18 protein-coding genes and 1 rRNA gene are annotated in these 20,443 nt (G+C 45.1%); 3 read left to right on the top strand and 16 right to left on the bottom strand.

Annotated features, from left to right (window positions below):
• The 13 genes from AR334_RS28450 to AR334_RS28390 form a co-directional block, all read right to left on the bottom strand.
• A 16S ribosomal RNA gene (locus tag AR334_RS28450) occupies positions 1–59 on the bottom strand; the annotation flags it as partial.
• Between the two features lie 441 nt (positions 60–500).
• A complete protein-coding gene (locus tag AR334_RS28445) occupies positions 501–1,394 on the bottom strand; it encodes a hypothetical protein (protein WP_172799320.1) in 894 nt (297 codons plus the stop codon).
• 19 nt (positions 1,395–1,413) lie between these two features.
• A complete protein-coding gene (locus tag AR334_RS28440) occupies positions 1,414–3,048 on the bottom strand; it encodes a DUF6382 domain-containing protein (protein ID WP_066322361.1) in 1,635 nt (544 codons plus the stop codon).
• A 15-nt stretch (positions 3,049–3,063) separates the two neighbouring features.
• The gene (locus AR334_RS28435; protein WP_066322358.1) at positions 3,064–3,582 is read right to left on the bottom strand and encodes a prepilin peptidase; all 519 of its coding nucleotides are present in this window, start codon (positions 3,580–3,582) and stop codon (positions 3,064–3,066) included.
• Positions 3,583–3,712: 130 nt separating this feature from the next.
• Positions 3,713–4,276: a DUF4352 domain-containing protein gene (locus AR334_RS28430; protein WP_066322355.1), complete on the bottom strand. Its 564-nt coding sequence runs from the start codon at positions 4,274–4,276 to the stop codon at positions 3,713–3,715.
• A 20-nt stretch (positions 4,277–4,296) separates the two neighbouring features.
• Positions 4,297–5,109, bottom strand: coding sequence for a TadE/TadG family type IV pilus assembly protein (locus AR334_RS28425; RefSeq protein ID WP_172799319.1), 813 nt, complete (start codon positions 5,107–5,109; stop codon positions 4,297–4,299).
• An 81-nt stretch (positions 5,110–5,190) separates the two neighbouring features.
• Positions 5,191–7,434 (bottom strand): DUF5702 domain-containing protein, encoded by a 2,244-nt coding sequence (locus AR334_RS28420; protein ID WP_066322344.1) that lies wholly within the window; start codon positions 7,432–7,434, stop codon positions 5,191–5,193.
• Between the two features lie 37 nt (positions 7,435–7,471).
• Positions 7,472–8,125 (bottom strand): TadE/TadG family type IV pilus assembly protein, encoded by a 654-nt coding sequence (locus AR334_RS28415; RefSeq protein WP_066322341.1) that lies wholly within the window; start codon positions 8,123–8,125, stop codon positions 7,472–7,474.
• A 26-nt stretch (positions 8,126–8,151) separates the two neighbouring features.
• Positions 8,152–8,337, bottom strand: coding sequence for a Flp1 family type IVb pilin (locus AR334_RS28410; protein ID WP_066322338.1), 186 nt, complete (start codon positions 8,335–8,337; stop codon positions 8,152–8,154).
• Between the two features lie 74 nt (positions 8,338–8,411).
• Positions 8,412–9,275, bottom strand: a complete 864-nt coding sequence (locus AR334_RS28405; RefSeq protein WP_066322336.1) for a type II secretion system F family protein — start codon at positions 9,273–9,275, stop codon at positions 8,412–8,414.
• Positions 9,276–9,279: 4 nt separating this feature from the next.
• A complete protein-coding gene (locus AR334_RS28400; protein ID WP_066322333.1) occupies positions 9,280–10,170 on the bottom strand; it encodes a type II secretion system F family protein in 891 nt (296 codons plus the stop codon).
• A gap of 32 nt (positions 10,171–10,202) precedes the next feature.
• The gene (locus tag AR334_RS28395) at positions 10,203–11,453 is read right to left on the bottom strand and encodes a CpaF family protein (protein WP_253701395.1); all 1,251 of its coding nucleotides are present in this window, start codon (positions 11,451–11,453) and stop codon (positions 10,203–10,205) included.
• Complete coding sequence (locus tag AR334_RS28390) at positions 11,446–12,555, bottom strand: AAA family ATPase (protein ID WP_066322316.1); 1,110 nt, start codon at positions 12,553–12,555, stop codon at positions 11,446–11,448. The genes AR334_RS28395 and AR334_RS28390 overlap by 8 nt, the downstream gene beginning before the upstream one ends.
• Positions 12,556–13,216: 661 nt before the next feature.
• On the opposite strand from AR334_RS28390, the gene AR334_RS28385 reads away from it, so the two are divergent.
• Positions 13,217–15,217, top strand: coding sequence for a bifunctional 2',3'-cyclic-nucleotide 2'-phosphodiesterase/3'-nucleotidase (locus tag AR334_RS28385; protein WP_253701394.1), 2,001 nt, complete (start codon positions 13,217–13,219; stop codon positions 15,215–15,217).
• Between the two features lie 108 nt (positions 15,218–15,325).
• Here AR334_RS28385 and AR334_RS28380 read toward each other — a convergent pair whose 3' ends face one another.
• A complete protein-coding gene (locus AR334_RS28380; RefSeq protein ID WP_066322308.1) occupies positions 15,326–15,886 on the bottom strand; it encodes a hypothetical protein in 561 nt (186 codons plus the stop codon).
• Positions 15,887–16,157: 271 nt separating this feature from the next.
• Here AR334_RS28380 and AR334_RS28375 point away from each other — a divergent pair, with 271 nt between their 5' ends.
• Together AR334_RS28375 and AR334_RS28370 are read left to right on the top strand one after the other, a co-directional pair.
• A complete protein-coding gene (locus tag AR334_RS28375; RefSeq protein ID WP_066322305.1) occupies positions 16,158–18,236 on the top strand; it encodes a sensor histidine kinase in 2,079 nt (692 codons plus the stop codon).
• Positions 18,214–18,861, top strand: a complete 648-nt coding sequence (locus AR334_RS28370; protein WP_066322293.1) for a response regulator transcription factor — start codon at positions 18,214–18,216, stop codon at positions 18,859–18,861. Before AR334_RS28375 ends, AR334_RS28370 begins: the two co-directional genes overlap by 23 nt.
• A 104-nt stretch (positions 18,862–18,965) precedes the next feature.
• On the opposite strand, the gene AR334_RS30530 is transcribed toward AR334_RS28370, so the two are convergent.
• Together AR334_RS30530 and AR334_RS28365 are read right to left on the bottom strand one after the other, a co-directional pair.
• Positions 18,966–19,175 (bottom strand): hypothetical protein, encoded by a 210-nt coding sequence (locus tag AR334_RS30530; protein ID WP_253701393.1) that lies wholly within the window; start codon positions 19,173–19,175, stop codon positions 18,966–18,968.
• A 130-nt stretch (positions 19,176–19,305) separates the two neighbouring features.
• Positions 19,306–20,367 carry a PLP-dependent aminotransferase family protein gene (locus AR334_RS28365; protein WP_253701392.1) on the bottom strand — a complete coding sequence of 354 codons (1,062 nt, stop codon included), beginning with the start codon at positions 20,365–20,367 and terminating at the stop codon, positions 19,306–19,308.
• Positions 20,368–20,443 lie beyond the last annotated feature (76 nt).

Below are 20,443 nucleotides of genomic sequence, written 5' to 3'. Positions count from 1 at the left end.
TGCATGTATTAGGCACGCCGCCAGCGTTCGTCCTGAGCCAGGATCAAACTCTCCAATAAAGTTGAGTTGATTAGCTCATAAAGTTACGTTGGCTCATGTTCCTCTTATATATAGAAGAAACATGATGTTTTTTATTGTTGACGTTTTTGTTTGTTTAGTTTTCAAAGAACAATTTTTCGGAGACAGGATAATAATATATCATCTCTTCATCACCAAGTCAACCACTTTTTTAAAAATAATTGACTGTTTCAGCGACAGGAATTTATTATAGCAAAAACATTTTTCAAAGTCAATCACTTTTTTAAAATCAAATGTTTTTGTTAATTTCCATCGGCGACAAGAATTAATATTACTAGAATACTTCATCCAGGTCAATACTTTTTTCACGAAAAGTTTTCCCGAGAAAAACTTCTGTTTTTTTTAAAGAAACATTGGACCGTTCTGCTGTTGATTCACCGAATAATAGAAAAGCGCCACGAGGACAATCCCCGTGGCTCCCCCTATTTAAAAGAATTTGCGATTTGAATTAGTTGGTCTTTCGTTAGTTTTTGGTAGTTGTCGGATAGTTTATAGCCGTAGCTGTCTTTTGTGAATTCAAGGGATTTTTCCTTGTTGACTTCGACGAAGTAGGCTGGGGTGCCATCAGCAAGCTTGACTTCTTCGTATTTCCGGGTGGCTTCGTGCTTTGCCCGTTCCTGCTCCAGCTTGGCCGGTTCAGCGAGGATCTCCAGCTCAAACCCGCTGTACTTCAAAAACAGATAATTCCCAAGTTCGCCAGATATATTGTTTGCTTTCTTTCCTACTACAGCACCGATTGCGTCGAGCTTCTGGTTATTATCGATCAGATTGCGGGGCAGCAGATAATCCGTCCCTTTAAACTGAGCAACCATAAGCGCCTCGTTGTTCTCCGTCAAACTTCCGGCTATCGCAAGCAATTCCTCAATACCTGTTTCCACACTGGAAATTACATAGGTGAATCCAGAAGACGGATCCTTGTAATAGACAACACCGTTGTCTGTGTAGGATGCCGTTTCCCCGTTTGTCAGTGTAGCTTCCTTCACATCAGCACCGGTTGGAACAGCAAGATTTTTATCAATTTCCACATGGATGGAGAAGCCAGCGTCATTCTGATAGAACGAAATCAGCTTTTGTTTTTCCACACTGACGAGCCCAACGCCACCCTGCACCTGCGGATATTTCACCGCCTGCAAAAATTGATTCCGCTCATTGGTTTGCTTTTCTATCAGCGGCCGATAGTCCTTGACTTCCTTTGACTTTTGGTCCTGAACATTTTCAGATTTCACTTCTGGTTTGACGGATTCATTCGTTTCACCACAGCCAGACAGAATCATAGCAGCCGTAAAAAGAAGAACCCCTGTTTTTTTAAACATCATTTCCACTCCAGTTTCGGTCTTAAGCTTCCTGTTTAAATACACATGTCAAGCGTCCCACAAAAATGCTGTCCCGATCTTTGATGGGATAGATTTGTCCAGGCGTTAGCTTCTGCCCGTTGAGCATGGTGCCGTTTTTCGAATGCAGATCACGGATGCCGTACTGCCCGTCAGCGCTGCCGGTAATCTCAAAATGAGTGCGCGAGATCCCGACCGCGTCTAATACATAATGACATTGTTCAGGATTGCGCCCAATAATAAACAGTTCCTTATCAATCTTGACTTTCTCCACCTTGCCGTTCTGCTCAATCTCCACAACCGGAAAGATCCGCTGTTCCACTTCTGACAGAAGTACGGTCGCGGCCACTTCCTTTTCCCCATTGTCTTCCGGCTTCATCAGCAGCGTCGTCTCGTTTCCTAAATGAAGGTAATAGTCGTCTGGATTATGGATAACTGGTGCCTGTTGGATGACTGCAGCGAGGGATACTGCCAGGTCTGGCTCAGCCTCGTCCGCCGCTTCCTTCGGTTTCTTGTTCTTACCCGTTTTTTTCAGAGCCGGTTTTTCCTTCTTCCGTTTTTCTTTAACCGGCACAGGCACCTGTCCACCCGGCTTGATAATCGCCAAAACGATATACACCAAGTCTGCTACAAGAATCGTTAACCCAATACACAAGTACAACATACCCTCACTCGGACTGCTGAGATACAGCTTCCAAATCCCAGCAGCGGCAAGGATGGCTGCCAATATCGTATACAACTTGACCTTCGGATTGAGCCCGGCGACTTCTGCCGTTGGCTGTCCCTCAGCCCCGTCATGCCATGGCTTTTCTATACCGATCTTTTCTCCGGCGGGCTTTCCTTTTGCACCCTTTTCTCTTTTGGACTTTCTAAACCAGGATTTCTGGTTTTTCTCCGCTGCTTGTGCCGGACTACCTTCCATTCTCCGGCTGGCCCCAGCATCTGGACCCTTGCCAAGTCCGGCACCCATAATGGGACCCGCAGCAACTCCAGTCCCTGCAGCCGCTTCGGCCCCGTTCTGCTGCAAGCCGGCAAACCCGACACCGCCCCTAGCGGCAGTTAGGTTCATCGCCACCATGCTGCGAAATTGTTCCAGTGAAAATTGGCTGCTTTTCAAATAGTTTAATAACTCCTGAAAACCGTTTCCGGATAACTGTCTGATACGGCTGACCATATTCAGCATAAATTGGCGAAATTCCAGCTGAATCGGCACTTTGCCCGCAATTTCCCGTAACGGCAGGTACATCAAGCGAACATCTTTGAGGTTATCTTTAACATAAATAAACGCTTCATGGATGACAAATTTCTGTTCGTTCAGCAGGTAGTCGCGGCTCTCATCAAATTTGCCGATAATTTGATCGAGCAGCTGATAAAAGTCCGGCAAGCTTAGGCTTCTCGTGGAAAGGTACTGCTCTAATGAAACCCTGCCCGTGATCTCATAGTGCAGTGTGACATCAAGATTGATTTCCTCGATTTCCAGCGGGACAAGCGGCGGAATTGCATTGGCCTGAATCATTTTCACAGAAAGGTCCTCTAATTCATCATGGTGGATTGGAGGGCGGCTTCTTGTGACTTTAATGAATTTTCTGGCACTGCTGTCATAGACTTGATAATCAAATGAATACATTTGGTTCGGCATGCTTCTCCCCCTCCCTTAAAGAATCACGTAGAAATAGGTGGTGGCGATTCCGGGAATCACCGCGTACATGAACGGAAACGTCAGGACTTCTTTTTTCTTGTACGCTTCCATGACTTCTCCCTTTTCTTGCGCCTCTTTCAGTTCATTCATTTTTAAAAATAACCCCACCGTACGCGACACAAATTCTCGTCTGACGAGCAGCAGGACAACCCCAATCAAGCCTGCGTAAATAATCGAATACATGATGCCATATAATGAAAACTCAACCCCGGTCAATGCGCCGATTGCGGCAAACAGCTTGACGTCGCCGGCACCAATCGCTTTTGCCAAATAAAGCACAAACATGATCACAAAGCCGACGATAATGCCGTAAAAGGAAAATTTTAGCCCGGCAAAACCTGACCTGATCACATGGATAAACAGTCCGGCAACGACGCCGGTAACCGTCAGCCAATTAGGAATCTTCTGGATCCTGGCATCAAAATAAAACGCGGCTAGCAAGAATACAATAAGTAAATAAAAATATAATGCCACATAGATCCCCCTTTCTACTATGTATCCCTAATAAACGTGCGAAGCGGGATTCAATTTTCAAACCAGCCCCTATCAACTAGGGTTTTCTCTCTCTACTACTACAACCAGGAAAACCCGCTGAAATCGCGGGTTATTGAGCCTTAAATTGCCAAGCTACTTCGTCAATCGTAATCCCGTTGCCATGGACGAACTCGTATTGGGACGCTTCTTCGACGTCAAAGGCCAAATTAAGGGTCACCGTTTGGTTTGGCTCAATCGTGCGGTCTTCCTTCCCATCAAGTACCTGTAAAGTGTCAAATCCGCGCGAAGATTTCTCGTTGATAATCCGGTTATCACTGAGCAGTGGTAGTAATAGCTCCTTGTCTTTAAGGTTTTTGACTACTACCTCTAGTTCTAGGAGCAAATCACGCTCCGCCTTAAAGCCTTCCACCTCATCGATCTTTTTCACACTCTTGACAGTCATTTCGTACTCTCCAAGAGTCGATTCAATTTTGGCTGACTGATTTAAGTTGAGCTTGCTGCCCTTTTTCGCAGGCTCAGCCGTTTTGCTGCTGTTGTCCTTGTTGTCCTTCGCAGGCGCCGTCGTTTCCGCAGCCTTGGAATCTGGTGCTTTGCCGGCATCCTCATCATTCCCGCAGGCCGCTAATAGAGAAATGGCCAGAACACTTGATAGTACAGTCGTCCATTTTTTCATGATTATCCCTCCTCTTGGTTCTACTTTCCAATCCAAACCCGCTCGTAGGCACGTTTTTTGATTTCCACTTCTTTTTCAATGAATGGCAGCGGCAGATTAAGCTTATACGTTACTTCGATGCCAAAATAGGCATCCCCGCCGGTGATTAGACTCGGTAATGTTACCTTCGTCACCTTCAGGTCGTCTTCATTGCCGATATTGATATCGAGGTAATGGCGGACAATCGGGCTGAATAACGGCGCCGCTTCCCCTTCCACCATTTCCTTTACCCCGGAACCATTCGGGAGAATACTGTTCAATTTTTCCATCCCCATATTATACGATTTGCCGATCTGGGAATTGAATAGGCCGCTGATGAGATTAATGTTGCTTTCAAAAAAGCTCTTGATATCGTCGAACTTTCCTTTATAAGTCGAAAACTGTTCTCCCACCGGCGTCTTCTTAATCCTATCCGCAGCGGCGTCCTTGATCAGCGCCACCGGATACAAATGGGTGGCAATTTGTTTCGTAGCCTCCGCAGTAGCATGGTCGAGCGCGGTGTCATAGATCGCCAGCTTGATCATCGATGTAAGAAAGATGATAAACATCAAAAAGAAAGGGAGGACTAATGAAGCTTCAACCACAATACTGCCTTCTTCACGTTTGAACAACACTATCTTCGCTCCCTTCCTTGAAAGTGACTTACTATTTGGCGGATGACAAGCTTCAACTTGTGGATAACACTCCTCAACTTGCGGATAGCCCGCGACAGCTTGCGCATAACACTCTCCAACTTGTGGATAACCCACGACAACTTGCGCATAACACTCCAATTTGCAGATAACTCTCCACAATTTGCGGATAACTCTCCTCAACTTCGGATAACTCTCCCCAACTTGTGGATAACACTGTTCAGTTGCCAGAAACGTCCTCCGCTAATAGGAGTAAGCCGCCTTTTTTGTGAATTCGAAGCGGTTTTTGTCGACTACGTGGCCGTTGAGGATCCCGCCATGGCCGAGCATATCCATCACACCGGGCAGGAACCAGAGCTTGACGGTGCTGGTGGCTTTACCGACTACTTGAACAGGGCGCTCTCCCAAATTGACTCCAGTTTTGTGATCAATCACTGCCTGCGTGCGCATTAATTTATTATCATGGCTGCCGTTAATTAACAGGAAGAACCGTAAATGATCACGGTAGTTTACTTTAAGGCCCATTCCCGGCGCTTTCCCGGCACCAAGTTTGTTCGCTATCCTCGTTGGTAAAAAATCTATGTCCGTTACCTTTGTTGTCAAGTCGCTCATTTCTTCAATCGTTTTTAACAATGCCCCCGCGACAACTACCACGAATACAAGCACAGGATGACCTAATGCCTTATTGGCCGGGTTCATCATCTGGTCGACAATATTGATGGCAAACCGCATCGCAAACAGCTGCGAATAGGCGGCTGCATAGTTCATATACGGCACGTTATAACCGTACATGATATACTCAATCTCTTTATTGACGAACAAGTACGATTCATATTTTGTGACATCGTATGGTTCGCTGCTGTTAAAATGTTTCAAAATATACTCATTGACATACAATTCGTCGCGTAAGCCATAAAGTCCATCCTGGACGGCCTTCATCATTTTTGAAAAAATATTCAGCGCGGAATCAGCGGCACCCTCATAATCATCGAGCTTAGCCAATTCCTCCTTGGCATCGGAAATCGCCTTATTCATACTTTGATATGCCAAAAATTTATTGTGTACTGATTGGTAGGTAGCATCCTCGACGGCTGCCGCTTCAATGGCCTCCATTTCCTTCTTCACGGTGTCCACACCACCATTGGCTTCCTTTTCCTTTTTGTCTTTCAGATCCTTCTGCTCCGGGGTCATCCGCACGCGCTGCTCATGAAATACTTTATGTACATCAACCGCTGCTGCTTTCGCCTTTGGCAGGCGCTCGCGCATAATGATGATATCGCCAATAATCGTCGCGGCAAACTTGGTAACCGACACCGGGTCCTCCCACTTAATCACATTAAACGCGGATTTCACCGATTCAGCTGCCGTGCTCAGCGGATCGACATGGTCTTTGACCGTCATCAGCTTCGTCTTCCAGCCTTCAAGGATTGCCGGATCATAAAACATGTCGGTCAGCGATACTCCATCCGGCATCGAGCCTCCGTTTTTGGCCATCGCGTCGTCAACAATCGCTTTAATCTTGTTGTTTTTCTCAATCGCCGTATTTAAATATTCCAACGCCTTTTTGATGGCACCGGTTTTGCCGTTAGACATGCCGTTAAAGTGGTTATATACCTTCTCAACCAGCTTTTGCGACTCGTCTTTATAGGCATCGATTGCCTTTTGCAGGTCCTTGATTTGCTGCTCCAGTTCGGCGGTGTCTTCCCCGGCTGCCTTCAGGCTCTCAAGCTCTGCTTCCTTCTTCTTCAACGCAGTAATCGCAAACGCGGCCAACGCCGACATGCTGACAATATCATCAAGAACTGCGATATTGCCGAGACTGACGATATAACGCTCATCGGCCGGCAGTTCACTGCGGGTGGCCTCAATAATTTCCGTGATGTCCTTGTCTTCGAGCTTTTTCTTGATCGCGGACAGCAATTTATCGGAGGCAATCTCATCATCAAGGTGATCGAGAGCCTTCTCACGGTCATTGTATAGCGGTTCGACCTTGCTCATCACATCAATAAAGGTGTCCACTTCCTGCACATCCTGCTGCAAATCCAAAAGCTTGAATTTTTCCAGCATGATTTTCGTAAATTCAACTGGGGCCATGTATTTCATCTGCTGCAATAGCTGTTCTTCAAAGACATCGAGGTTTCCGAGCGTGTATTCCTTGCCTGACATCGCTACCGATGTGGATTCAGCCTTGGTATCGATAAATTGGAACGTAGTCGGATTCTCCTCTGCCAAGTTGTTTTTGACAACTTTTTCAAAAATCTTTGCCGCTTCCCCGGTTTGGCCGTAAAGCCCATAAGGCACGAGACTGTTATCAAACGAAGACATCACCGACCGGGAGGCTGCCTTGACCGCCCGTTCTGTTTGCTTTTCGGCAATCACAATCCGGGCATAGTCAATTAACACTGCATGAAACACAAACACAACCAAAATAATCAGTGTTAAAAAAACAGAAACAACGCCCTTTTCAGATTTAAAAAAAGTTCTCAAACAAATCCCTCCGAAACTAGAGAGCGAGAAACCACCTCTATTTCTTTTCCGCACCTTTTTGTTTTTGTAAAATAGCTGACACCCCGCTGTCCTGCAGCTCTTGCCCGTATAGTTTAATCAATTCGATGGTGCGGATGAATTCAACCGGGTCGGTGACCGTCGCACTTGCCTTTACTTTGACGTCATTGCCAAGCAGATCTTCAACAACCTTGGGGAAGCTCAGCGGCCGGTTCAGCTCGACGACCACGGCTTTCTCCACGAGGACATTTTTATAGGAAACAGTGCCCTTGACATAATCAGGAATCGTAACTCCTGTGAATTTGGCGAGTTTTTCTCCGACAAGCCCGCTACCGCTGCCACCTACACTGATGCTACCTGAATCCCCGCCGGACAGCCCGATTAACGAACCGAGCATACGATCATCGGTCAGCCGCCAATACAAGCCATCGCTTTCCCCCGGCGCCTTCAATTCGAACGTGACGGGATCTGTTTTGCTGTTGGTCCAGGCGTAAGCAATTCGGTTGGCCGCCTTATTGGCGTAGGTATACAATTGCGCATGCTCATAAATATAAATACTTAAATATAAAAACATGATGATCGTAATAAAAATGATTGGAAAGACTAGGGAAGCCTCAATGATAAAACTTCCCTTTTCATTTTTTAAGAAAGCGGCACGCATCTTATCCCACATTCTTTCTTTCTCGTAATCTCTCACGATTACTTAATCAGGTCGTCGACTTTCTTTCCGTTGGCATCGAAAATTTTGTTAACCATCGCGGTGATTTCATTTTTGAAAATCAGCGCAAGCGCAATGAGGACCGCCAAAATCAGCAGAATCTCGACTGTACCAATCCCTTCTTCGTCATTCCAAAAATTTTGCATCAACTCTTGAGTCGCTCCCATTCCCTTTCAACCTCCAAAAAAATGTATTTATGATTGTTAACTTGCCTTCCCTTGAGTGGAACGACAAAAATTAACTACATTAAAGCCATAGCCGGATATCCAATCATAACCAGTATGACAATAAAAATAATGACCATTGGGAACACCAGCTTCGTGGAAGCCTGCTCTCCGCGGATTTTTGCGACCGCTTTTCGCTTTTCCCACAGCTCGCGCGACAGGCCGCGGAGTGCAATGACGAGTTCACTGCCGCGGTTGTAATTGAGCAGGAGCGTCGAGGCGAACACCGACACCTCTTGAATTCGGCAGCGTTTGTTGAACTGCTCGATGGCTGCGGCGAAATTGCCGTTGTTGTTAATTTCTGCGACAACCTGCTTCAGCTCGCGGTATAAGTAGTTTTTCTCCGCATCCTTCTTTTGACTGACGGCACGGACGATTGCTTTTTCAACATTCATCCCGGCATTTACCAGCAGCACTAGCTTGTTGACGAACTCTGGAAGTTCCAAAATGATGTCCTCCTGCCGCTCCTTGACCCGGTCAGTCAGTTTCTGCGTCAGCACGATTGGAATGAGCACAGCAAAAACGACACCAAAAATCACCATCCCAAGGTTGCCATCGGCGGCAACTCCAAAAATCGCGCTGAACAGTACAATCACCAGAAACATCGAGATACACTCAGCGAGATGCATTTTCGTAAACTCGGTGCCACGCCGCTCGTCATACAGCTGGCGGATTTTCAGATGAATGTCACTCAACACATTGGGAAACCGGTGCATCAGCTTGAGGCGGTCGATCAGCAGCAGTGACATCGGCGCCAGTGCCGTAAGCTTGAAATCAGCTTTGTATTCCTGAACAAACTCGCGATAACGCCTAAAACTTAATAAATAGAGTATGAGCAAAACCACGACAATCACGGCGAGATAAATATAGTATCCAAGCATCGGCTCACACCTTTATGTCCATGATTTTCTTAATGACCCAAAACACAAAACACAACATCCCCATACAAAGCGTCATGATCACCGGCCCGGCCCCCGGAAACGCAAACAGCGGCTCCATATAGCCATCCGAGGCATAGGTCATAAAGGCAATAATCATGAGCGGGGCTACCATCAAAATGTTCGATTCCATTCGTTTTCCAGCCACGAGTACCTGAATTTCCTGCTGTATTTCCAGCTTCTCGGTGATAATCATCGACGTCCGGCTGATGATTTCCACCAAGTCTCCACCAGTGTTCGTGGCGGCGGTAAATACATCGGAGAAACTCTGGATATCGTCAATGTCAGCGCGGTCACTGAACTCCCGGATGACCTTTTCAATCGGGTCGCCATTGGCAATCCGCCGGTTAATCAAATCAAGTTCGCGGATAATGTATGTATTCGGGTCAGGATAGAGAAGCCCAAGGTCGGCTTTCACCGCCTTTAGCGCCTTTTCAACGGAACTCCCCGCCGACAGTGATGACGACAAGGAAAACAACATGTTCTTAAACTGCAGTGTCAAATCACGCTTCCGTTTGTCGCGCAGCTGCACCCTTCTAACTTTTGGAAAAATAAACCCTAATAAGGCAATAATCAGGGCAACGATGGGATTTTTGTAAAATAAAAAGCCAACCAGGAAAAAGAACCCGGCACCCATCAACAGGGCTGCCGCATATTCTTGCTTTGTCAGTTTGTAGTCGGCATAGTGAATCAGCTCGGTATTGCGTGCTTTGGCTCGCTGATATTCAACAAACTCGGGATCCTGCTTCTCCTTCGGAGCGGCCTTCCGCCGGTCATAGATAAAAAACCCGAGCAACGTCAGCAGCACCATCACCACGGCCGCAATCATAATTTCCATTATGCTGCCCTCCTTTTAGAACTACAGGTTTTTTATTCATACTTCAGAGAGTTGGGGCGAATGCCGGCAGACCGAAGTTTGAGCTCGTTATGAAGCTTGTTCCCGGTATGGACGAGCTTTCCGACAATCTTCCCGTTCACCTCGTCATATTCTTCAAATTGGTACAGCGGATTGAGCTGGATCTCGCCGTCGGTGACGCCGAGCACCTCGCTAATTGCCAGCACTTTCCTTGACTTGTCACGGAGCCGGCCCAAATGCACCATAATATCGATTGCCGAGCTGATCTGATAGCGGATGACCGGTACCGGCAGACTTGCGCCGCTTAGCACCATCGTCTCGAGCCGGCTTATCATATCGGCAATCGAGTTGGCGTGGCCGGTCGATAGCGAGCCGTCATGCCCAGTATTCATGGCCTGCAGCATGTCGAGTGCCTCCGGGCCGCGCACCTCTCCGACGACAATCCGGTCAGGCCGCATCCGCAGTGAGGTTTTAATCAAATCCCGTATGGTAATTTCGCCTTTGCCCTCTGTATTGGAATTACGTGTCTCCATGCTGACTAGGTTGGGAACGTTCTTGATTTGCAGCTCCGCCGAATCCTCAATCGTGATAATTCGCTCATCCTTTGGAATAAAATTCGACAGCACATTGAGGAAAGTTGTTTTACCGGAGCCTGTTCCCCCGCCAATAAAAACATTGTATTTGGCAATGACCAGCTGTTGGAGAAAATCCGCTACTTCCTTGGAAATGGCGCCCCACTTAATCAAGTCCTCAATTAGCAGCGGCTGTTCCGGGAACTTCCGGATCGTCATCGTCGGCCCCTTCAGGGAAATTGGCGGTAGGACAACATTCACCCGCGAGCCATCAAGAAGGCGGGCATCGACAATCGGCGTGCTTTCATTGACAACGCGGTTCACCTTGCCGACAATCCGCTTGATAATCTGATCGAGTTTTTCCTCACTTTCAAATCGGACCGGCACTTGGGAAATCTGCCCCTCCTGCTCGATAAAAATCTCCTCATGGCTGTTAATCATAATTTCGGTAATCGCCGGATTGTCCAGCAATGGCTGGAGCACATCGAGCCCTCTTAGCGTTGCGTAAATCCGCTTAATCAGCCATTGCTTTTGGCTCGCTGTTAAATAATGCTCCCTCGAATAGAACAGGACATGTTTTTCCACCAGATCATAGACTTTTTCGTCGCCGTCTTCACCATCAAAGGAAGGCGAGGCGGTGACAATATCATGCACCCTGGACCGCAGCTCCTCGACGATCTTTTCATCAACCAATTTCAACACCTCGGTTATGCTCCAGCAGCAATTGATACAGCTTCCTGATTTGATCATTGTAAAACGGGTGGGTCGTCAGTAATTGCGAACTGCCGACGGCCTTCCACTCCGAGACGTATGGCAGCGCGAACGAGGTATCCAGACCGAATTCGTGGAGTTCAGCCGGAATCTGCCGTTCACCCAAAAACTTGTTCAGCACAAAGGCAATCTTGTGCTCCAAATCATCGTCCTTAAGAATCCGCTTATAGCCCTCGAGCGCCATCTTCGTTTTATAAAAGCTTTGAATATCGACAACAAGCGGCCACAGGGTCAGCTGGCTCATTCTTAGCGAAGCGAGCACCCGCTCATCGAGAGAAGAATCCAAGTCGATGATGATATAGTCGTACATATCCCTCTGCACCAGCGCGCCGATGATGGCCTCGGTATCCTTGGCGGCCAAATCAATCATCTCTTCGGGAATGCTTTTAATATTGAAGTAATCCACATTGCGGTCGCGCCGGGTCAAGGTTTCCAATTTATAAGCAAGCTCTTCCGGCCTTGCTTTGGAGTAATAAAACACCTCGGATGAGTCCGCCACCTCCTCCGTTTTGAAAAACAGCGGCATCGAACTGATCAATTCCAGATTTAGATAGAAGACACGCTGTCCCTCACTGGCGATCAACCGGGCCAGATTCACGGCTAAGATCGTTTTTCCAGACCCGCCAATCGGTGAATATACGGACACTACCTTCGTGCTGCCACCCGCACTTCGTACCGGCTTGGCAAGTTGATGCTGCTGATAATAAATTTCCAGCGCCTTTGAGAATAAGGAGGTCAAAGATTGATATTTTAATAAACTTTCCTTGCCGAGCACCTGGTCCTTCGGCGTCTCAGCCAGAACAATCACCGTTTCAACAGAGACCGAGCTCTCCGGAAGCAGCTCCGCGGTCGTCAATAATAGATTCGTCTGCGTCGTCCCCTCAAGATACGCCTCTAAATCTGCCTGATTGCTAAAATACTTCACAGCCAATTGACTGCTTAACTCCGATGTCCGAATAAAATTCGACACGGACGTGATATAACCCAAATCCGAATCGGCCAAAATAACCGTCACTCTACTCATATCGATCTCCTTTCAGGCCAAGCAGGCGCCCCGAGGATGGTTCCTTTATCCCCCGTGAAATCAAAAATCACAAAACGTGGAAAATTTTCACAACTCCCCCAACGATAAAAACAGCAGAAAGAACCCCCAACAGGATGGCGATTCGAAGCGATGAACTCTTTTTCACAGCAGTTCCCTCTTTCCCTCTTCCAAATTATGTAACTACTAGATAATTACTCATAATATTACAAAAATAATACAATACCCTTAATTTTTTTACAATAATCTGGAATAACTGATTGAAATAGTAACTAGGATAAAACTCCCTCTTTTTGATAAGCATTCCGGTCATTATGTGAAAATAGTTATAGTCCTAAAGCAATAGATTGGGTCGTTTTTAACAGAAGATTAACACAAATTTTTCGAATATTTATAAAAACCAGAAATTTATAGGAAAAAAGTCCTTTTTTAGGTGATTTCGTCGAAAGATTCTTTTTAAGATATAGTGGCTAAAACGGTAAGATGCTTCCCCAGCTGCACGAATAGGAATTTAGACCTAATGATTTACACTAGGTTTACGAAATATTTAGAATACAGCCTTCTCAAGGCCCATTTAACAATGGTTACTTCCCTTTATAATTAAAAATGGTTAAACAAAAACATTAAAAAGGAGCTGTTTCCGTTGAAAAAACCATTAGCGAAAGCATATAAGAGATTAGCAGCAACTACGATGGCACTATCCGTCTTAGCCGCTCCTCTTTCTTATCAGTCTGTGATGGCAGCCAAGCCCGATCAGACAGGAAAGCACGAGGTATCCATCCGGATTCTTGGAACGACAGATATTCACACCAATCTATATAACTATGATTATTATAAGGATGCCGAAACGCTGGAATTTGGCCTTGCCAAAACAGCTTCCCTTATCAAGGAAGCGAGAAAGGAAGCGAAGAACACTCTCCTTTTTGACAATGGTGACCTAATTCAGGGAAACCCGCTTGGCGATTATAAAGCAAGAGTGGACAAGCTTGAGGAGGGAGAACTTCATCCAGTCTTTCAAGCTATGAAACAAATGGACTATGATGCGGCAACCGTTGGGAACCATGAGTTTAATTATGGACTAGAGTTCCTTGACGAAGTACTGGACGATGCGCCAATGCCATATGTCAGTGCGAATGTATTTAAGGATGACCATGATAACGATCCATCTAATGATGAACATTACTTCAAACCTTACACTATTTTAAAGAAGAAAGTAGTAGATGACAGAGGCAAAACGCAAGTGATTAAAGTTGGTGTCGTTGGGGCAGTCGCTCCACAAATTACTCAATGGGATAAAGCCCATCTTGATGGTAAAGTGATCACGAAGGATATAGTAAAATCTGTACAATCCCAAATCCCGGAAATGAAAAAGGAAGGCGCTGATCTCATTATTGCCCTTGCCCACTCTGGGATTGGCGATGAAAAAGTCAGTGAAATGGAGGAAAATGCCGTCTATGATCTGACAAAAATTGAAGGCATCGATGCCATCATTTCCGGTCATAGCCATTCCACATTCCCAGGAAACTATGGAAATCTCCCAGGAGTAGACACGAAAAAAGGGACAATCAACGGGGTACCTGTTGTCATGGCAGGGAGCTGGGGAAGCCACCTTGGCGTGATTGATATGAAAATTGCGAAAGAAAAAGGAAAATGGCTGGTTAAAGATTCTGAATCAGAATTACGGGCCATTTATGATCAAACAACAAAAACAAGCTTGGCGGAGCCTGACAACAAGGTATTGGCAGCTGTTAAAGAAGCACACGAAGCAACCCTTAACTATGTACGCCAGCCGGTAGGAACAACGACAGCTGATATTCACAGCTATTTTGCGCTTACGCAGGATGACCCTTCCATCCAGATTGTGACAAACGCTCAAAAATGGTATGTGGAGAAAAAAGTGCAGGGTACCCCTGATGAAAACCTGCCTATTCTTTCTGCTGGTGCGCCATTTAAAGCAGGCTTTGGGGGCGACTACACCTATATTCCAGCAGGAACGATTGCGATTAAAAATGTAGCCGATCTTTATCTTTATTCAAACACGGTTGCTACCATTAAAATTACCGGTGCGGATGTAAAAGAATGGCTAGAAATGTCTGCCGGGCTGTTTAATCAAATTGACCCAGCTTCAGCTAAAGAGCAGCCATTAATTAATCGAAGCTATCCAACCTATAACTACGATGTAATCGATGGGGTAACGTATGAAATTGATGTAACAGAGCCGGCTAAGTATGATCGAAATGGCAATCTTGTTCATGCTGAGGCAAATCGTGTAAAAAATCTGCAGTACAACGGCCAGCCAATCGATCTTGAACAGGAATTCCTTGTTGTGACAAACAACTATCGTGCCAGCGGCAATTTCCCTGGAGTCAGAAATCAAACAGCAGTCGAAATGTATCCAGATGAAAACCGCCAAGCGATCATTGATTATATTCAGGAGCAGCAAACCATTGATCCGTCTGCAGATGGAAACTGGAGCTTCGCCCCTGTCGCAAATGAAGTGTCAGCTGTATTTGAATCTTCTCTAGCTGCACAAAAGGCGATTTCGCCTGAAAGTGGGATTACCTTTATCGGTGAAGCGGCAAACGGCGCCGGCAAGTATTCTATAAAACTGCCAGTTGCACAATCTCAGCTAATTACGAAATAACCTTGTCTAAATGACGGTAACCAGAGCAGTGATCCTATAGCCCAATTATTAAGAAAAGCGCATTTCTTTCAATAGAAATGCGCTTCTTTGTGGGAATAATCTATATAGTTACATTCCCTCTATCTTTTTTCCACCACTTGCATTGTATCCCTTCCCCGTAAAAATTGAATAGCCCATTAAAACATACGTTAATCCCCAGAAGAAGGCGAAATAATCGCCCAAGAATGGAAGGCCAAGGGAAGCAAGCATCAGCAAAAACACAATTCCATACCAGCGCGGAAATACGTTCGCTCGGAAGGTAACGATTAACAGGATGATGGTACCAAGCAGAAGTCCGCCATAACCAATACTGTTAGAAATGTTGACGAACAACCCATCCTTCGGATAATCTCCGTAAGAGAAAATACCGTAAAAAATTCCGGCCAGCATTAAGTTGCCCACCGTTAGCAATATTGTGGAAATAAAACCAAACACCCCGGTTTTACAAGATTGAGCCATAAACAAAGCGACGGAGGAAATCGCCATTAAAATACTTGCGGCAAAGGCAAACGATAACTCCGGTATACTGTCCGACCCCCAAATTAAGCCCGATGGAGTCATCCCCATCCTCGCAATCCCCCCCAAAAAAGCAATAAACCCTAAAACCTTGATGACTTTTTCTACATTCATTTTTTCCAGCTCCCTTTTGTTTTTTTACTCTACATAACAAATCTTAACAGGCGCTAATTCCTGTTTTGAAGGGCAGCTGATTCCTATTTGGTCCGGGATGTTTTGTAGGAAAATTCGGGAATGCCGCAAGTAAAAAAGAAATATACAGAGGTTTTCACACCTGCTATAATTTTCCTATATATTTTTAGAAAAAGGGAGGTGGCCAGCAATCGAACAAAAGAAGCTCTTTCTTTTTCGATGCTTTGTTCTTATTTTCAGCCTTTTAACCATCATGTTTTTCATCCATTCCATTCCAGGCTATTATGAAACCCTCCGCGATGAATGTATTCTTAAGCCTTGCAGTTCATTGGCACCGGCACCGCCGACCACAATTGAAGCTCTTAGCCATTATCATTTAACACCGAGTTCTTATGCAGTTTTCTTTGTTCTGATTGAATGTACTTTTGCGATTTTATTTTATACAGCAGCATTGATTATTTTAATCAAAGGGAAAAAGGATATGTTAAGCCTCGTTGCTGTGCTTGCATTGGTAACTTACGGTACTACCTATACTTCTTTAGTCTATATTGCATCGGAGGGAGCTCTGATCCCTGAGATAATAGGCGCCGCCGGCAGGATCTCACTGTTTTTGTTTTTCCTCATGTTTCCTAACGGGCGATTCGCACTGCGCTGGACGGCTGCTGTTTTTATACCATTTTGTTTAATTCAAATCGTTAGTTTGTTATTCCCGGAAACGCCTCTACATTTATTAAATTGGCCTGGCACAGCGAGACTTTTCTATTACCTAACTATCATTGGTGCTGCAGTTTATTCACAACTATATCAATATAAAAAACAATCAACCTCCATTCAGCGCCAGCAAACAAAATGGGTCGTATTCGGTTTTGCTATTTCATTCTTAGGCTCCATCATCATCAGCGGCTTTTTTGTCTACCCGTCGTTCACATCAAGTCCAGTCTCCTATCTTTATTTAAGTGCCACTCTTTACGCTTTCGTTGCGATCATTCCTTTAACATTATCATTTGCTATTCTCAGGCACCGCCTTTGGGATATCGACCCACTTGTGAATCGAACAATCGTCTATGGTGCATTATCTCTTGCCATTATTCTTATCTATCCTTTTTTTGTCCTATATTTTAGCAGTCTCTTTAAAACAGGCCAAAATTTCATTATATCACTCGTGGCATCTGCCATTGTGGCAGTCCTTTTCGCCCCATTAAAAGAAAAACTGCAGCGCATTGTTAACCGCTTCATGAAGGGCAGGCACGATGACCCTTATGCGGTATTGAAAGAACTAGGGGATCAACTGATTAAACCAATCCCTCCAGAAGAGATGGTTAACGAGGTAATGGATACGATTCGAAGTGCACTAAGGATTCCGTACGCAGCCATTACTTTTACCGTGAATGGAAAAGAAACCATAGCCTCTGTTTCAGGAAAATTGCCATTGGATGTTTATGACTTCCCTATCATTCATGGCGGGGAAGAGCTTGGGACACTACGTTTATCAAGCCGCTCTTTAAATGAAGCGTTTACTGGCGAAGACCATAAACTGATTGAAGTGTTACTCCGGCAGGCAGGGCCTATTCTACAAAATGTAAAAATGGCAATTGGCATGAAATTGCTCGCGAATAATTTGCAAGAATCCCGTGAAAAACTCGTCCTCGCCAGGGAAGAAGAAAGACTGCAGATTCGCCGCAATCTCCATGATGATCTCGCGCCGCGCTTACTGTCTTTAGCCTTTAACGTAGCCGCAGCCGAGCAATATATCGAAAAAAATCCGGGGAAGGCACGGGAACTATTAAGCGGTTTGCGTCATGTGATTCGGTCAACAGTTGATGAAATCAGGATGATGGTCCACGGATTAAGACCTCCGACCTTGGATGAATTTGGACTTCTAGGGTCGATTCATACAAGAATCAATGAAATCAGGAAAACATCCGAACAAATGGCAGCCTCAACAGAAGCTCCACTTATTACATTTCACCTGGAGCTGCCGGAAATATTGCCCGGTTTACCTGCAGCAGTCGAGGTGGCAGCTTATCGTATTGTGACGGAATCACTGGTTAATGTCGTTCGCCATTCAAATGCAACGATTTGTACAATCATTTTAAAAATGAATGCAGGGAACGAACTGCAAATTGAGATTATTGATAATGGAATAGGGATACCAGCGAAAAGAGAGCCATCCGTAAATGGCGGGATTGGGTTAACATCGATTCGTGAACGGGCGCTGGAGCTTGGGGGAAGCTGTGAATTTTTCAACATTAAAGACGGAGGAACACGTGTGAAGGCTATTTTGCCTTTTCCAATAGGAGGAAGCGAGCATGAAAATATTATTAGCGGATGACCATCCTCTTTTCCGCGGAGGGGTCCGGAATCTGATTGAAACAACTGAGGATTTGGTGTTGGCCGGGGAGGCAGAAACAGGAGAAGAGGCCATAAAGATGGCTTTGCTTCTCCGTCCTGATGTGATCGTTATGGATATTCGCATGCCCGGAATAAACGGGATTGATGCAACACAAAAAATCAAAGAAAAGCTGCCACATACGAAAATCCTGATTGTAACCATGCTTAAAAACGATAAATCCGTGTTTGCCGCGATGCAGATGGGGGCAAGCGGGTATGTGCTGAAAGACGCCGGGGAGCTGGAGCTGCTTCATTCGATTCGCTTAGTAGGGAATGGAGGTGCCGTATTCAGTTCCGATATTGCCGCCAGGATGATACAGTTCTTTTCGAAAGTAGATGAGTCCAATTGGAATAATCCTGTTCTATCTGAGCTTACTCCTCGGGAAAAGGAAATTTTAGAGTTGATTGTCAATGAAAAAACAAATGCGCAAATCGCCGCCAGTCTTCACTTAAGTTCCAAAACCGTAGCAAACCATGTGACCAATATATTAAATAAATTGCAGGTAACAGATCGCTATGAAGCAAAGAAGCTATTTAAATCGTCCCAAAACCTGGATGATGTATAATGATAAAACAAAAACAGGTCGATATAACAACCTGTTTTTGTTAATCTATCTACAAAAATCCTTTCAATCTACAACAAACTTCGGGTAGTCTCCTGTGATTAATCTCAATGTATTTTTCCGTCCCCTGCTTCCAAACTTTTTAATATATGAAGCCCTTCCTCCAACTCATCGACGTCCTTGGGAGATGTCAGGGAAATACGAACAAATTGGAGAGCTTCATCTTTTTTGACCAAGAAACGATGAGAATGAAAAACATGAATCCCCCGGGTCAACGCCATAAGCTCAAACTGGTTGAGTTGCCATTCTTTCTTCAAGGGTAACCATCGAAAGAAACTGATCGGGTTTTCGCTCGGATAATAGAGTTGAAAATATTTCAGGAAGATCCGGTTCCGTTCCTGTGACATTTCCCGTTTCTTCTTAATGATTTGTTCGGCAGCCCCTGTATTAATTAATTAACTCTGTTATAATTTCTGCATTTAAGGCAGATGTTTTGACGTTGAGATTGAAAATTCCATAGGTGATTTTCTCAATAAACTGATCTGCGTAAGCAATAAAGGCAACGCGAACACCGGAGTTGAGTGATTTGGCAACACTCAGGATATAAACAAACCGTTCCGGCACAAAATGGGAAATCGGGTAAAAGCCATCCGGGGCAAGGAAAGAGTAAACGTCATCCTCTATTAAAATAAGTCCGTGTTTATTGATGACCTCTGCTATTTCCTTTCTGCGCTTCATGTTCATGCTGACCGCAGTTGGATTATTGCAGGAGGGACTCAAATAAATTCCCTGCAAAGAAGTTGTTGTGCAGATACCATCCAACCTCTCCGGATTCATCCCTTGCTCATCCCCCTCAATCGGGATTAATTGGATATTCATAATTTTGGCCAGCTCCACAAAATTGGGATATGTATAGAGATCGACCGCGATTTTATCACCCGGATGAAACAAGGCCATTAGAATCAGCGAAAACGAATTCTGCCCTCCTGAAGTGATCGCAATATTGTCAATCGGGACATCCATGTTAAAGCGCCCCATCCACTTTTTGGCGGCCATTCGATGATAAGGCATGCCCAACGGGTGTCTATAATCTAGTAAGCTTTCCAAATAATCTTTCGCGGCAATGCTTTTAATCGCTTGGGCGACAAATGAGTTTGTGTGATCTAGGGGCTTGATGATCCCCATCTCGATAAAATTCTTATTCTCATCACTATCTGCCATGAAAATAGCATTTTTTACATTGGGCGTTACAAAGGTTCCCCTTCCGGTAACGGCATAGATTAATCCTTTCAGTTCGCAGATTTTAAAGGCTCTTGTGATCGTGCTGAGGTTAATATCAAGATAATCTGCCAGTTCCCGTTGCGGTGGAAGCTTCGTATTGGGTGCTAGAAAGCCATTAAGAATATCATATTCTAGTAAACTGGCTATCGAACGGTACAATGGCGGGACAAGCTGTTTTTTATTTGGTTTCCACGACATCGGGTAATTTTCGAAAGAATTAACTGGCATATAATACCACCTTGAAAAATTGTATTGCATACAATTATATCATTGAAGCCATACAATGAGGATGATAAAGTTAATA

The sequence above is a fragment of the Bacillus sp. FJAT-29814 genome (assembly GCF_001510715.1).
Taxonomy (GTDB): Bacteria; Bacillota; Bacilli; order Bacillales; family Cytobacillaceae; genus Neobacillus.
This window is presented reverse-complemented; position numbering and strand designations above follow the sequence as displayed.

Bases quoted from the DNA above. Each gene is read 5' to 3' on its own strand.
- AR334_RS28440 (WP_066322361.1), bottom strand. From the start codon at position 3,048: ATGCCGAACCAAATGTATTCATTTGATTATCAAGTCTATGACAGCAGT.
- AR334_RS28375 (WP_066322305.1), top strand. From the start codon at position 16,158: ATGTTTTTCATCCATTCCATTCCAGGCTATTATGAAACCCTCCGCGAT.
- AR334_RS28415 (WP_066322341.1), bottom strand. From the start codon at position 8,125: ATGTGGGATAAGATGCGTGCCGCTTTCTTAAAAAATGAAAAGGGAAGT.
- AR334_RS28400 (WP_066322333.1), bottom strand. From the start codon at position 10,170: ATGGAAATTATGATTGCGGCCGTGGTGATGGTGCTGCTGACGTTGCTC.
- AR334_RS28380 (WP_066322308.1), bottom strand. From the start codon at position 15,886: ATGAATGTAGAAAAAGTCATCAAGGTTTTAGGGTTTATTGCTTTTTTG.
- AR334_RS28365 (WP_253701392.1), bottom strand. From the start codon at position 20,367: ATGCCAGTTAATTCTTTCGAAAATTACCCGATGTCGTGGAAACCAAAT.
- AR334_RS28430 (WP_066322355.1), bottom strand. From the start codon at position 4,276: ATGAAAAAATGGACGACTGTACTATCAAGTGTTCTGGCCATTTCTCTA.
- AR334_RS28410 (WP_066322338.1), bottom strand. From the start codon at position 8,337: ATGGGAGCGACTCAAGAGTTGATGCAAAATTTTTGGAATGACGAAGAA.
- AR334_RS28390 (WP_066322316.1), bottom strand. From the start codon at position 12,555: ATGAGTAGAGTGACGGTTATTTTGGCCGATTCGGATTTGGGTTATATC.
- AR334_RS28370 (WP_066322293.1), top strand. From the start codon at position 18,214: ATGAAAATATTATTAGCGGATGACCATCCTCTTTTCCGCGGAGGGGTC.
- AR334_RS28445 (WP_172799320.1), bottom strand. From the start codon at position 1,394: ATGATGTTTAAAAAAACAGGGGTTCTTCTTTTTACGGCTGCTATGATT.
- AR334_RS28405 (WP_066322336.1), bottom strand. From the start codon at position 9,275: ATGCTTGGATACTATATTTATCTCGCCGTGATTGTCGTGGTTTTGCTC.